The following is a 15,900-nucleotide window of genomic DNA, read 5'->3' on the forward strand; positions in this document are numbered from 1 at the left end:
TTTTATAGGCAATTATCCAACGCAGTCTAAAGCCAAGGGAAATTTAAGCGACTGGAGAGATAAGCTTAGCCGATGCCTTTAAATATTTTTCAGCAAAGTCACTCGCTATCAGTGGTTTAGAGAATAAATACCCCTGACCAAAATCACACCCCGCGGCCAGCAATACCTGGCGCTGGGCCTCCGTTTCAACCCCTTCGGCTATGACCTTCATCCCCAGCTTATGGGCCATCACTATAATGGCTTCGCAGAGAATTTGATCGTTGGTATCCGTATCCACATTGCGGGTAAAAGATTGATCTATCTTAAGATAATCAATATCGAACTTCTTCAAATAAGCGAGTGACGAATACCCAGTACCAAAGTCGTCCAAGGAAACCTGTACTCCCGCATCCCGATAGGCGAGCAGTTTTTCAGTCACCCCCATGCTGGCATCGAGTAATAATCCCTCTGTAATTTCGACGCAGACACCGGCTCCCGTCATATCCAATTCCTGCAGCAGCCCGAGCCAATGGTGCAGTAATGCGCCCTCATCGCGGAACTGTATCGGGGATTTATTCACACTGATCTGGATTTCAACGCCTAACTCCTTTCGCCAGGCGGCACTTTGCCGTGCCGCTTGCTCGAAGACCCAGTTACCAATGTCGACAATAAGTCCCGTATCCTCGGCCACGGGAATAAATTCCGCCGGCGACACAAAACCACGCTCCGCATGATCCCAACGGATCAATGCCTCGGCCTTAGTGATGGCCCCCGTTTCCAATGCCACTATCGGCTGAAAATGCAACTGAAACTCTTTATTGAGCACGGCTTGGCGTAGGTCTTGGATTAGCCGCATGCGGTATTTGGCATATTCCTGCATCGAGGGGGTGAAGTAATTAAAGCGATTGCGCCCCTGATCTTTGGCCGCATACATGGCTTGGTCTGCGTGCTTAAGTAAACCTTCAATGCTTGTAGAGTCATCGGGATATAGGGTTATACCTATACTGGCGCTGATATAGGCGGTTTCTTCCCCTAATAGATAGGGCTCAGCAATACGCCGCAAAATCATCTCGGCGACCCGCTCAATCCCCTTGTGGTCGGCCATAGCACTCAGCACTACAGTAAATTCATCCCCACCAAGGCGTGCAACCACGTCGGTATCGCGCACACAGTCTTTTAAACGGTTGGCGGTTTCGATAAGCAATAGATCGCCCATCGCATGGCCTAAGGTGTCATTGACTTCTTTAAAGTAATCTAAATCTAGGAATAATAAGGCAAAATGATTGCGATTACGGTCGGAGTTTCTTATTTCAGCCCCAAGGTATTCGAGCAGCATGCGGCGATTAGGTAAGCCCGTTAAGGTATCGTAGTTGGCCTGCTTCCAGATCAAATGTTCATTTTGTTTTTTATCGGTAATATCGGAGAACAGTGCCACTCGGCGGAAGGGCTTGCCTGCTTCATCTTTAATGGTATTTATCGTTAACCAAATGACATACTCCTCCTTCCCCTTACGCCTCTGCCACATTTCGCCCTGCCAGCGGCCCTTTTCGCGGATTTCGGCGTTCATGCTGGTGTAAAAATCATGGCTATTGAGATCACAGTAAAGTACCCGAATATGCTGCCCTCGGACCTCGGACTCGCTGTACCCTGTGATATCGGTGAATGCGGCATTGACGGTTATAATCAGGCCGTTTTCATCGAGTACGCTCATGGCCTCGGAACTGTTTTCATACACTAGGGCGGATAATTTTAACGACTCCTCAATAAGTTTAGCCTCGGTGATATCGGTATAAGTACCGCACATCCTCAGGGCATTATTATTGGCATCGCGGCTAACGACTTTACCCGTATCTAAAATCCAACGAACACCTCGATTAAGAGTATTTAAACGATATTCCATCCTATGCTGCGCGGTTTCCCCCCGCAGGTGGGCTTCGAGGGAGTGCAGCACCTTAGGTCTGTCTTCGGCGACGATGGCGTCCATCCACTGGCGGCTGTCGGCATTCAACATGTCGATATCGCAGCCCAGCATATCGGCACTGCGGGCATTACGTTCGATGCGATCAAGGCGAATATCCCAATCCCACACACCCAGATCGCTGCTGCTTAACACCAGTTCGAGTTGCTCACGACTGGCAAGCACTTCCCTATCCGCCAACGTCTGCGCTGTCACATCTAAGTAACCGGCAATGACCAGCAGTACATTATTGTTTGCGCGCTTACAGGCAACTGTCATATGGGTATAGACAACCGAGTCATCCTTAGCGATAAAACGCTTATCCATCTCATAATTATCGAGTTTTCCCGCTAACATCAATTCAAACTTAACGATATCCGCTTCTATATCCTCTGGATGAGTCAGCTGCTTCCATGTCATATGGAGTAATTCACCTTCTGAATATTTCAGCATTTGGCACAGACGGGGATTCACCTTGATCCACTTTTGGTCCACATCAGTTATCGCAATACCAATATTGCCCACGTTGAATTGGCTGCGAAACAGAAAATCATCCTGAAGACGAATTTGCTCGTCCCGCTCAGATTCAAACCGTCTCGATAGCAACCTGCATAACAGCAAAGTAGCGATAGGGTAAATGGTTAACACGGGTAAACTGATGGTCATCAGGAGAGGTAAAGCGACGTCTAAGGGCAACATAAAAAACCACAGTAGCATCACTATATGGACCAGATAGGCAAAACTGAAGATTTCCTTTACCGAGAGATCCGCAAGGTAGGCCTTGCGATATTGACGCCACATCATCCCGATAAGTCCAGAGGAGATAATCACCCCCACCCCAATCCACATACCTGAGCCACCGATGCCGATGCGATAAAGGGAGGTAAGGGTCACGGCGATAAATGTCGGCAATCCACCAAAAAAGAGCCCAGAAACACAGAGCAGCACGGAGCGAGTGTCGAAGATAATGCCAGGTTGGTATATGAGAGGGCTGCTCATAATGGTGATGCATATTCCACCAATCAGAAATCCAATCCCCAAACGCCACAGTAAAAAATACTGCCGCTGGTGTTTTTTAGGTATCGCATCATACAAAAACACTAAAGCGAGCAGTAATGCCGCATTTTGTACTAATGGTAATAAAATGCTTTTATCCATGGATCAGGGAGCAACTCCAAAAAGTGAAGGATGAGAAACCTGTTACAACTTTCCCTCACTAGTGTAGCAGAATTGCTTACAAATCATGCGCTAATTACAAGCCTGTTATCACAAATTATCATACAACTGCTGTTGGTACAGTTGCGCAATCTGGCTCCAATCGAAACGTTTCGCCCGGGCATTCATCCGGATTTTTGACCAGTTTTCACTATTAAAACAATCTATTGCCTCCTTCAGCCTGCTTAAAAAACCTTCACCTTGTTCAATGAGGCCATTGCCATTAAACACAAAGCCATCGATACCATCGTGTACTGTGTCCTTGAGTCCACCGACACCATGCACTAAACAGGGCTGCCCGGCCCGCATCGCTAGCATTTGGCTGATCCCACAGGGTTCAAAGGAACTCGGCATCAGGAATAAGTCCCCATATTGGTAGAGACATTCAGAGAGCAATTCATGGTATCCCTGCAGAAACAGAAAGTTAGCATATTTGGCGGCAAGGCTTTGAAAAAATTTAGCAATCTCAGCATCACCACTTCCCAGCAGGATAAATAGGGCCTGGGGTTGAGCCTGTTGTAGCTGTGTTAATAGAGTTTCGAGCACAGAGCAACCCGAAGGTAATTGCTGGCGCAAAATCAGCACTTTTTGATCGGTCAAGCGGCCAACGGATGTCAGGAGGAAAGTTGGGACTTCACCTGCTAGGGCATGGCGCCAATGGGCCTGAGTCCGGGCGAAGGCAATCATATCCACACCACTCACTTGGGTTTGCGTGCCCTGCCATTCGACTAACGCCGCCTCAATCGTTGTGAGTAATGTTTTAAATTCATCGAGTTGAATATGTTGCAACGGCGGCGTTGCGGGTTGACCTTTTGGGGAGCTTGAGCTTAGATTTGAGCTCAGATGCGGGTTTAGGTCTGAATAGTTGCAACCATTTAAGATCCCAATGACCTTAGCCTCAGCGGCTTTTCGCCTTAGGTCTTGTTCTAACCCTTCGCCACCAAAGAATCCCGCAGCGACATCCGATGGCAACAACACTTCCTTTGCATAGCTGGGCGAGACAAGATGCACCCTATCACTGAGCACTATGCCCATTCGCATAGGATTAATGCAGTGGGGATAACGGGGATCGACGATCAATTGCCTTTGCCCATCACTCAGGGCGGCAAACAGGTCGGGAAACCAGGCCGCCAGCGATGAAGCATCCTGGCTTAGGGGCCGAATGCCCTGCAGGGCGAGGTTATGAATAGAGAACACACAGCCAATCGTCTTGAGGGCGCTGTACTCTGGCGCAAAAGCCCGCAACATGGCTAGACAACCCGCATGCCAATCATGGAGATGCAGCACCTGCGGCATAGGGATAAGGCCAGTCACTAAGGCTTTGGCTACGCTGGCACACAAAAGTGCAAACTTAGTCGCATCATCGGCAAAGGGACGTTCGGCACTTCCCTGACTATAAATTTTCCCGGAGGTGGATTGCCAGAGTCCATGTTCGAGCAAGTAAATCTTGGCCCCATCGACCCTAGGATGGGGGATCACAACTAATTTGACCCGCTCAGACCTTCCACCAAAGGCTACCTCAAACTCGCCTAAAGCCTGGGCCGTTGGCGAGGTCAAAAAGCCATAACTGGGCATAATCACATCGACGCACAAATCCACGCCCGCCAAAGCCGGTGGCAAATCACGGATCACATCTGCCATGCCGCCCACCTTGGCGCCCGCTAGGGCGCCATTTTCCGCCGCAACCATCAAGATACGTTTCACTTAAATCGGCACTCCAAAAGTTATTATCCAACACCACGGGCGATTAATGGTTTAGCCTTATTCATATCCCACGGGTAGGCCTAACATATCCCGCGTCACTAAGGTGACCCCCTTATCTGAAACCCGAAAGCCTTTAGCCCTGTCGTGGTCATGGTTGTAACCAATCACTGTGCCCTCGGGGATAATGCAGCCCCTATCGATAATGGCATTTTTAATCTTGCAGTGACGCAACACGACCACATCGGGCAGTACCACTGAATCCTCCACCAGCGAATAGGAACAAACGCGCACCTCATTAAATAACACGCTTCTCCGCACGGTCGCGCCGGAAATAATACAGCCGCCGGAAATAATCGAATCCACCGCCATGCCACGCCTATCATCATCGTCAAACACAAACTTGGCGGGGGGCAATTGCTCCTGGTAGGTCCAAATAGGCCATTTCGCATCGTAAAGATTTAAGGCGGGCGTTGGAGATAACAACTCCATATTGGCCTGCCAGAAGGAGTCTAAGGTGCCAACATCGCGCCAGTAGGCTTGCTCGTTCGGGAAGGCACTCTTAAAGGGGTAAGCAAACACTTTATGTTTTTCAATGATCGAGGGAATAATATCTTTGCCAAAGTCACGGTCAGAATTGGCGTTCTGCGCATCCTTTTTCAACTGATCAAATAAAAACTCAGTGTTAAACACATAGTTTCCCATGGAAGCTAAGCACTTTTCAGGATTGCCAGGTGAATGCTTCGGCTGTAGCGGTTTTTCTTCAAAGCCTAAAATGCGCAAATCTTCATCGACTTCCATCACCCCGAAGGCGCCGGCGGCCTCGGCAACGGGTACCTCGAGGCAGGAGACTGTCATATCCGCACCCGACTCGGCATGGGCCGCTAACAGTCCGGCGTAATCCATGCGATACACATGGTCCCCCGACAGCACCATCACATACTTAGGCAACTCGTGACGAATAATATCGATATTTTGGAACACGGCATCGGCCGTACCTTGATACCAATTTTCCGAGTAACGCTGTGATGCGGGTAAAATCTCCACCGACTCACCCAACTCCTTTTTAAAATGGCCCCAGCCGCGCATAACATGGCGGATCAATGAATGGGATTTATATTGAGTCACCACCCCCACACGACGGATCCCAGAGTTAATACAGTTCGATAGGGGAAAATCGATAATGCGGAATTTACCCCCAAAATACAGCGCGGGTTTAGCGCGCCAATCCGTGAGTTCATGCAAACGTGAGCCTCGCCCACCAGCCAAAATTAATGCATAGGTTTCACGAGTTAAATTACTGATATAACGTACATTAGACATAGGCTATTACTCCGAAAACGACGCATTACAGTCGATTAATGCCGCGATAAAACACCGCATCGACATCCCCTTAACCCCAGTTGACTGGCAACGGACTTCCCCATATTGGCATCCTTTCATTTCCACTCTCCTTTGACTGATTGCTGGATGCCTTTACAACTTCCAAATTTCATCCCTGTAACCTGCGATAGTGACATCGCTGGAAAAACGGCCGCTGGCCGCGGTATTGCGAATGCTCATTTGCGTCCACAATTGAGGATCTTTATACACATGGGCGACCGCCTCTTGGGCGGTGCGATAGCTATCAAAATCCGCCGCCGTCATCCACTGATCGTCCGAACTTTCGATGGAGGCGATGATAGGGTCAAAAATACCGGGTTCGAGTAGGTTAAAATGGCCACTCTTTAATAGCGCCATCACCTCAGACAGGGCACTGGACTGGGCGATAATCCGCTGCGGGTGATAATCGCAGCGCATCTGCCCAACCTGCTCGGCATTCAGACCAAACATGAAGAAGTTATCCACCCCGACTTCCTCGAGCATTTCAATATTCGCGCCGTCTAAGGTGCCGATAGTGAGCGCACCGTTCATCATAAATTTCATATTGCCGGTGCCAGAGGCCTCTTTACCCGCGGTCGAAATTTGCTCCGACAAATCTGTGCCTGGGCAAATTTTTTCCATGGCGCTGACGTTGTAGTTGGGTAAAAACGCAAAGCGCAGATAGGGGGCCACCACGGGATCGGAATTGACCATATGGGCCACATTGTTAGCGAGTTTGATAATCAGCTTTGCCATAAAATAGCCGGGGGCGGCCTTACCACCGATAAGCACACAGCGCGGCACCATGTTGTCGGTGTGGCCTTGCTGGATCTGATGATAGAGATGGATAACATGTAAGATATTGAGTAGCTGACGTTTATACTCATGGATACGCTTAACTTGCACATCAAACAGCATACTGGGGTCGAACGCGACGCCGCACTCCTTAAGGATCATTTGTGCCAGCTGCGCCTTATTGACCTGTTTTACTTCACGCCATTTTTGAATAAAGCTGACATCGTGCGTTAGGGCATTGAGCGCCGTGAGTTGCTTTAAATCTGTCACCCACCCATGGCCTAAATGGGCAGTCAACAGCTTGGCCAATGCAGGATTGCAATGGGCCAACCAGCGCCTTGGAGTCACGCCATTTGTGCGGTTATTAAACTTCTCCGGCCACAGGGTATAAAAATCCTTAAATAGCCCTGTCTTTAATAATTGGGTGTGCAGCCCCGCCACCCCATTCACCGAAAAACTGGCCACTATCGCCAGATATGCCATGCGCACGTGGGGATCTGGACCATCTTGAATAATCGACATACTCGCCAGTTTTGCGCCATCCCCTGGCCAATGGTGGGCGACTAAATCTAAGTAGCGAGCATTGATTTCATAGATGATTTCTAAAATGCGCGGCAGCATTAACGCCATCATGCGCACGGGCCAGCGCTCTAAGGCTTCGGGTAACAAGGTGTGATTGGTGTAGGCCATAGTGTGGCAAGTGATGGCCCAAGCGGCATCCCATTCCAGACCATATTCATCCAACAATAAGCGCATTAATTCCGGTACGGCGATACTCGGGTGAGTGTCGTTTAACTGCATCACATTCTTAGCGGCAAAATCGCTAAAGTCATGGCCATGCTGGTGCACCCAACGTTTGAGCAGGTCCTGCAAACTGGCGGAGGATAAAAAATACTGTTGACGTAAGCGCAGCTCCTTGCCGTTTTCGCTGGCATCATTGGGATAGAGCACCATAGTGATCTGCTCGGCCAAGTTTTTACGGGCCACGGCCTCTGTGTAGTCACCTTGGTTAAATTCCGCGAGGTCGAAGTCATCCGTGGCCTCCGCCTTCCACAACCTCAAGGTATTCACCCTGCCATTGCGATACCCCGGGACTGGCATGTCGTAGGCGACGGCGAGCACATCCTGGGTGTCGACCCAAGTCATATGCCTGCGCCCCTGCTTATCCACATAGGATTCGGTGTGGCCAAAAAACGGCACTGTCACATTATGGTTTGGCACTCGCACTTCCCAAGGATTACCCTCACGTAACCAGCGGTCGGGGCGCTCGACTTGATAGCCATCGACAATCTTCTGGGCAAACATGCCGTACTCATAACGAATGCCATAACCCGTTACCGATAAATCCATGCTGGCACAGCTATCGAGAAAACAGGCTGCGAGTCGACCTAAGCCCCCATTGCCTAAGCCCGCATCATGTTCCACCTCTTCTAGCGCCTCCAATGTGACCGCATAATGGCTCAATGCATCACGACTATCCTGTTGTAAATCTAAGCTTAATAAGGCATTACCCAGCGCCCTACCCATTAAAAATTCAAGGGAAAAATAAGCCACTTGCCGCCGTTCAAAATGGCTGTCATCGAGTCGGGTCTGGCGCCAGTTATCTAACATTTGCTCCTTTACACTCAGTGCAAGGGCTTGAAATAACTCGCAGCTAACCCCTTCACCGCGGCTTAAACCATAACGAACATGGCGTTCGAAGGACGCGGGCAGCGCATCGCAGGGCTCACAGGGTTCTGCCGCTTTTTTAACGGTACTCGTTTTTTTGGCGCGGCTGGATTTAGCCGTTTTAGCGTCAGGGGGATTAAGGCTCAGTTCACTGTCATTACTCATAGTTAATTCCTTGATTAATTTATAAAATCAAATCAGCATGAAACAGCATAAGACTGCGATCCTGTAACAGGTATCGAGTCGGTAAGACCTGAGCATCCAGCGGCTCAACACAGGGGGACGATTGGCTGTCTAATGGTGTGCCCGATTGCGAGTCTGATTGGGTATGAATGAGACATTGCCACGGGCTTAAGTCGGTAAGTGTCGGGGGCGTAAAAGCTAAGGGATTATCGTCGGCATTAACCATAAGCAGTAACGCCTGTTGTTTGCCCTTAAGTTCTAAGTCCCCAGACAAGACCACGCTAAGGCTGCGGCACATGGACTCACTCCACAGGCTCTTAGTCATTTGCTCCCCCTGACGGCTAAACCAGTCTAAACGGGCACATGAGCTGGCTAAGGGCTGGGCGGCTAATTGCTCGTGGATAAAATGCCTAGCGCACAGGAGCGGAAAACGCTTACGTAGGGCAATGAGTGTGCGGGTAAAAGCAAGCAGTTCCCTGTCCATCCCGAGTGACGACCAATCGAACCAATTGAGTTTATTGTCCTGGCAATAGGCATTGTTATTGCCTAGTTGGGTTCGACCCGTTTCATCTCCGCTGAGCAACATGGGCACGCCCTGGGATAACAATAACGTGGTTAATAAGTTACGCTGCTGCCGCGCCCGAATCGCCATGATGGTAGGGTCTGAGGTCGGCCCTTCAACGCCGTAGTGGTAACTGAAGTTTTCTTGGTGGCCATCGCGATTATCTTCCCCATTGGCGAGGTTATGCCTGTGGGTATAACTCACGAGATCCCCCAGAGTGAATCCGTCGTGGCTGGTTAAAAAGTTAATACTGGCGGCGGGAGGCCGTCCACTGTGCTCAAAAAAATCCCCAGAGCCGTGAAAGCGGCGGGCAAACTCGGGCAACATGCCGTGATCGCCACGCCAGAAACGGCGCATAGTATCGCGGTATCTGTCGTTCCACTCGCTAAAGGCCACCGGGAAATTGCCCAATTGATAACCGCCGGGGCCAATATCCCAAGGCTCGGCAATCAATTTCACTTGGCACAGTACAGGGTCCTGCAGCAGTGCGTCGAAAAAGCCTGAACCCGGATCAAACCCATAGGCTTCACGCCCAAGGCAGGCGGCCAAATCGAAGCGAAAGCCATCCACGCCCATGACTTCGACCCAATAACGCAGCGAATCCAGCACTAGCTGCAACATGCGAGGATGATTGATATTTAAGGTATTTCCACAACCCGTATCATTGATATAGAAACGTTTATCGTTGGGGTGCAAACGGTAATAACTGAGGTTATCTATGCCACGAAAACTTAAAGTTGGCCCCAGCCGACTGCCTTCGGCGCTGTGGTTGTAGACCACATCGAGGATAACTTCGATCCCGGCGCTATGGAGCGCATCCACCATAGTGCGAAACTCGCCGATCTCCGCCGAGGATAAGTAACTGGGTTCGGGGGCAAAAAAACCGATGCTGTTATAACCCCAATAATTAGTTAATTGTTTTTCCAGTAAGAAAGGTTCAGTAAAAAAAGCCTGCACCGGAAGGAGTTCAACACAGGTCACCCCAAGCTCGACTAAATAATCGATGGCGGGCGTGGAAGCTAACCCCGCAAAAGTGCCGCGCCGCTTATCGTCAATCTCGGGATGCGCCGCCGTAAACCCCTTAAGGTGCATCTCATAGATAATGCTTTGCGCTAATGGCCGGCGAACGAGTGGCCGAATGGCCGATTCCTTGGCGGCAGCGATGAGCGGCCGAATATCCACCACTTTGCACTTAGGCATAAAAGCCGCGTTATCTAAGGTACTGAATGATAAGTCTTCATTACTGCTATTTAATTCATAGCCGTAGTTAGCCCTATGGTGTTGATACTCACCCACCAGTTGACGTGCATAGGGGTCGAGTAACAATTTATGGGGATTAAATCTATGCCCGAGCTGCGGTTCATAGGGACCATAAACCCGGTAGCCATACAGTTGCCCGGCCTTAAGCCCATGCACATAGCCATGCCAGATCTGCTGAGTCTGTTCACTCAGGGCAATACGGTGGATTTCGCTATGGCCGGCATCATCGAATAGGCAGAGTTCGACCCCAGTCGCATGGGCAGAAAATAGCGAAAAATTCACCCCGCCCTCATCCACAGTTGCCCCTAGGGGAAAGGGGCTTCCTGCACTGAGTTCATAGGGGAAATGGTGCTTTGGTGTCAGCCAAGCCTCGGTTGCCATAGTCTGTTAACCTCGCCCCGCTGCAGGGCCTAGGACTAAACAACCCAGAGGCGGTACTGTAATCAGCGCACTCTGCGCCATCCCCTGCCATGGCTGCGCCTCAGCCACGACTAGGCCAGCATTCCCCTGATTAGAACCTCCATAGAGATGGCTATCGCTGTTGAGGTATTCACAAAAATCCCCGCCTTGGGGTAAGCCGATGCGAAACCCTTGGTGAACCGTGGGCGTCATATTGATCACAAAGACGAGGGGCGAATCCTCCGCTAAGCCATAGCGTACGAAGGTGAAAATGCTGTCACGACCATTGTCGCAATCGAGCCAACGAAACCCCGCTGTGTCATAATCGAGCACCGATAACGCCGGCATTTGCCGGTATAACTGATTGAGATCGCGAAGCCAGTGCTGCACGCCTTGGTGTGGCTCAAAGGCCAACAGATGCCAGTCTAAGCTGTGGTTATGGTTCCACTCGTTACGTTGGGCAAATTCACTGCCCATAAAGAGGAGTTTCTTACCCGGATGTCCCCACATAAAGCCATAGTAGGCACGCAGAGTCGCAAATTTTTGCCAATCATCTCCGGGAATTTTATGCAGCAGTGAGCCCTTGCCATGCACGACTTCATCGTGGCTGACGGACAACATAAATTGCTCAGTGTAGGCGTACATTAAGCTGAAGGTCAGTTGATGGTGATGGTATTGGCGATAGATGGGATCGCGCCCTAGGTAACTTAGGCTGTCGTTCATCCAGCCCATATTCCACTTAAAGCCAAAGCCTAAACCATGGTGATCTGTAGGCTTAGTCACCCCCGCAAAGGCGGTAGATTCCTCGGCTATCATGCAAATACCGGGGAAGGCTTGATAAAGGCGCTGATTGAGCACCTGCAGAAAATCGATGGCTTCTAAATTTTCCCGCCCGCCATAGGCATTGGGTAACCATTGCCCCGGCTCGCGGCTGTAATCGAGGTACAACATGGAGGATACGGCATCTAACCTTAGACCATCGAAGTGAAATTCCCTTAGCCAATAGCAGGCATTACTCAGTAAAAAACTGCGCACTTCACCGCGGTCATAGTTGTAGATCAATGTGTCCCAGTCGGGGTGAGTACCCTTGCGGGGATCTTCATGCTCGTATAAACAAGTGCCGTCAAAACGCACTAAGCCGTGGGGATCCTTAGGGAAATGGGCCGCGACCCAATCGAGAATAATGCCAATATCCGCCCGGTGACAGGCATCAACAAAGGCCTTGAGCCCACTGGCCTCGCCGAATCTGTGGCTCGGGGCAAAAAGGCCGACGGGCTGGTAGCCCCAGGAGCCGTCGAAGGGATATTCACTGATCGGCATCAATTCGATATGGGTAAAACCTTGCGCCTTCACATAAGGAATCAGCTGTTCAATAAGATCTTGATAATCTAAGAATTGCTCGCCATGACTCCCCTTTCGGCGCCAGGAACCTAAGTGCACTTCATAGATAGACATAGGTGCTTTATGCCAAGCCGTTGCCGCCCGCTTGCTCATCCAAGCGGTATCATTCCAACTGTGATGCTGTTTGGGCGGCACGATAGACGCATTATGGGGCGCGCATTCCATTTGGGTTGCCATAGGATCGGCTTTAGCGTGCCGCTCACCATTTTGATAAACCAAATCAAACTTATAGTGCGCACCTTCGGCCACATTAGGTAAAAATAGCTCCCAAAGGCCATTAGCGATATGTTGGCGCATCACATGGTGGGTATGATCCCAATGATTAAAATCCCCGACCAGGGAAACCCGTTTCGCATTGGGCGCCCAGACACAAAAATGCACACCTTCAATGCCGTCCACATAGCGCCAATTCGCCCCTAAAAATCCGTAGGCCCGCTCGGCGCTACCTTCGCCAAACAGATAAACATCATCGTCGCTGAGCAAAGAACCAAATTGATAGGGGTCAACTATCTCTAACTGGCACAGGGGATATTCCACCCTTAAGCCATAGAGAAACGGCTTAACCCGCCGCCCCAATGTGCCCGCAAACAGGCCCTGCTCGTTGACTCTATCCAGACTCGCCACCTTACGGCCATCTTTAAGACTTATCACGTCAACCTTAAGGGCGTTGCGTAAAAAGCAACGTACTATGAGTCCCTTACCATCCGGCGAGCTGTGCATACCTAAGAGTGAGAACACATCCGTGTATTGACCATTTAGCAGCGCCACCTCGGCACCGTCATAAAAATAAGCATTAGCCTCAGTCATCATTTTGCTTCCGTTATTCATCAATGGTTCAATCGGGTAAATGGGTATTAGCTCGCTGGGGCAGTTGCCGTGCGCTGGCAATATTCTGCAAGCGTTGGCGGATCTCCCCCTGAGTCTTAGCCTGCATGACGCTAAGGGGTAAACGCCGTTGCCAGTTGGGGTATTCGAGCCAAGTCCCCGGAATATTCACCGCGTGGCGATCGCCGAGGAGATCGCACCACTGCACGCTATAGAGCGCACTGCAACCCGAGGCACCAAGGGTCATCCAAGCGGTTAATAGCTCATTAATATCAACGTCTTGGGCCGCAGAGTCCGGTAATAGTTTTTGCTGGATTAGCAGGGACACTAACTGCTGTTTCTCATATTCCCGCGCCGCCAAGGCTTCATCTAGCAGCCCATCACTGGCAAGCAGGGCGAGCTGCCGCCTTAAATGCAAATCGCTGCACGTCCACCAGGCGACCAAGGTCGGCACATCGTGGTTTGCCAGCATCATCAGGCTCTGGGACTTGTATTGCTCTGGCGACTTAAAGCCTTGATGGTCTTTGCAAAAGTAGAACAACTCGTTGGAGTAAATGCCCGCCTGATAGAGGCGGTGAATAATATCGGGTGGCACTAGCCCTAGGTCTTCACCTATTACCACACAGCGGGCGCGCTGACTCTCAAGGCATACGATGGCCAGTAAGGTTTCAACGGGGTAATACACATAGGCGCCCTTGCCTAAGTGCTTATCCAGCGGCCACCACCATAGACGCAGTAACCCCATCACATGATCGATGCGTAGCGCCCCGCAGTTCTCCATATTGGCACGGATAAGTTCAATAAAATGACGGTAATCATGCTGTTTTAATTTGACAGGATCGAGGGGGGGTAAACCCCAATTTTGGCCTTGGGGGGCAAAGGGATCCGGCGGTGCTCCTATGCTGGCATTGAGGCAAAACTGCTCGGCATTTGCTTGAACTTCAACCCCTTGAAGCGCTGCACCTACGGCCAAATCCCGGATAAGTCCAATGCCCATCCCCGCTTCTTTGGCTTTTAACTGACACAGTTGCAGCTGGGTTTCGGCAACAAACTGCAAATATAAGTAGAAACCCTCATCCTGGGCGATCGCCCTTGGACTTATCCGGGATTCAGCCTGGGCAAATTCAACTAAGGCTTCCCCCTGCTCGGCAACAAAGTCATGGAAACGTTTTGCTCTTGGGGTCTCCTTCGCTAAATGCATTTCGCAAAAGACGCTATATAAACGGGCAAAGGCTCGGTACTTAAGCTCACTCACCTTGGGATAATCGAGCCAATTATCCCGATTAAGTGCAACAATTGCCTCCTGCCAACTCGGTGACGTTAACTCGCTAGCCAAGTGCTCATATTCGGGCACACTTGGTAAATGAATATAGAGAGGGTTAAGCCTGCGGCGATCGCATGGACTGTAGGGGCTGGGGTGTTCCGGCGCGGCGATATCTAGGGCATGCAGTGGATTAAGCTGAATAAAATCAGCCCCATGACTCGCAAGAAAAGCGAGCAATTCCTCAAGATCACCAAAATCACCTATGCCCCATTGGCTATCACTGCGTAAACTGTATAGCTGAACGCTCACTCCCCATGGTTTATGGCGTTTTTCTTGGAGCGTGGCACTGAGCACACCTTGGTACGCCGTCCTAGTCGCCACCATTAACGTGCCATGGAAGGTCAAATCTTCTGGGATTTCAGTCCGTTGACGACAAGTCTCTAGTGGCGATTTTAACTTTAACGCTATCCCGTGATACCCCAAACCTAAGTCACAGTTCACTAACTCGAGACGATACTGAATATATTGCCCTTCACCGAAGAGGGCATGTTGAATTCGGTAGTCACCTATTGGCTTTAAGGATGGAAATGGCACATCAAAAACAATCGTTTCGCCTTGTTCACAGGCAATAGTGATAGTTAACTCGCCAGTATAGTCCTGGGGTAAGTAAAGGTTGAGCCAGGGCTCATCCACATAACACCAATGGAATGTGGGCAAAACTTGAGTCCAATGCTGCGCATCAAGCTGGTGAATTTGAGCTGCAATCTCACTCTCACTCAGTAAGGCTGGCTGCGCCTGTGTGCCTTTTTCACCACTGGCAAGGGTGTTTTTCTCCTGCAGCATGCAAGTCAAAATCCCTTGCCTATCCGTCTCAGGAATGCGGATATATTGGCCAAAGCAGTCAGTAAAGTCTGCTCCAACCCCTCGCAAATACAGCAACTTCTCCAGCCCCATATTTGTCGCCCCCGCGACGGCTCATCCATAGCTTTAGATAGGCAGTAACCATGCCAGCACAAAATAACAGCATGACGACAAATTTGTGTCAGCCAAATGACAGTGAAGACAATTTATAAATCAGTGACTTGAATAACTTAGTTTGGAATATTGCAAAATCTTGCCGTGGAAGATAAATGCCTTAGTGCACTAGATTGAAGCAAGCAGTGGTTAAAAAAGGTGCAATGAACTTAAAGGGAGCATTTTTAATGCTCCACTGGCAGAACAAATACCCCCCCTGCGCCATTACTCAACCTTCACGCCTTGAACTTTGTTTAATTAGGTTGCAACAATCAAGCTGCAACACTTTGTATCAATTAGAATTTTACCTTGAAT

The 15,900-nt window shown here is 50.1% G+C and carries 7 protein-coding genes; all 7 read right to left on the reverse strand.

The features are described 5' to 3' along the window. Positions 1-43 precede the first annotated feature (43 nt). On the reverse strand, positions 44-3,094 hold the full coding sequence (locus MJO46_RS06130) for an EAL domain-containing protein (RefSeq protein ID WP_253988556.1): 3,051 nt from the start codon (positions 3,092-3,094) through the stop codon (positions 44-46). A gap of 108 nt (positions 3,095-3,202) precedes the next feature. Continuing rightward, positions 3,203-4,840 (reverse strand): glycogen synthase, encoded by a 1,638-nt coding sequence (locus tag MJO46_RS06135; RefSeq protein WP_253988610.1) that lies wholly within the window; start codon positions 4,838-4,840, stop codon positions 3,203-3,205. A 72-nt stretch (positions 4,841-4,912) separates the two neighbouring features. Beyond that, positions 4,913-6,175: a glucose-1-phosphate adenylyltransferase gene (gene glgC / locus MJO46_RS06140; protein ID WP_253988557.1), complete on the reverse strand. Its 1,263-nt coding sequence runs from the start codon at positions 6,173-6,175 to the stop codon at positions 4,913-4,915. A gap of 153 nt (positions 6,176-6,328) precedes the next feature. Next, the gene (locus MJO46_RS06145) at positions 6,329-8,842 is read right to left on the reverse strand and encodes a glycogen/starch/alpha-glucan phosphorylase (protein WP_253988558.1); all 2,514 of its coding nucleotides are present in this window, start codon (positions 8,840-8,842) and stop codon (positions 6,329-6,331) included. 19 nt (positions 8,843-8,861) lie between these two features. Then, complete coding sequence (gene glgX / locus MJO46_RS06150; RefSeq protein ID WP_253988559.1) at positions 8,862-11,063, reverse strand: glycogen debranching protein GlgX; 2,202 nt, start codon at positions 11,061-11,063, stop codon at positions 8,862-8,864. 6 nt (positions 11,064-11,069) lie between these two features. Beyond that, positions 11,070-13,292, reverse strand: coding sequence for a 1,4-alpha-glucan branching protein GlgB (gene glgB, locus MJO46_RS06155; RefSeq protein ID WP_253988560.1), 2,223 nt, complete (start codon positions 13,290-13,292; stop codon positions 11,070-11,072). Between the two features lie 25 nt (positions 13,293-13,317). Continuing rightward, positions 13,318-15,525 (reverse strand): 4-alpha-glucanotransferase, encoded by a 2,208-nt coding sequence (gene malQ, locus MJO46_RS06160; protein WP_253988561.1) that lies wholly within the window; start codon positions 15,523-15,525, stop codon positions 13,318-13,320. Positions 15,526-15,900 lie beyond the last annotated feature (375 nt).

Source organism: Shewanella sp. KJ2020 (genome assembly GCF_024197625.1).
Classification (GTDB): domain Bacteria; phylum Pseudomonadota; class Gammaproteobacteria; order Enterobacterales; family Shewanellaceae; genus Shewanella.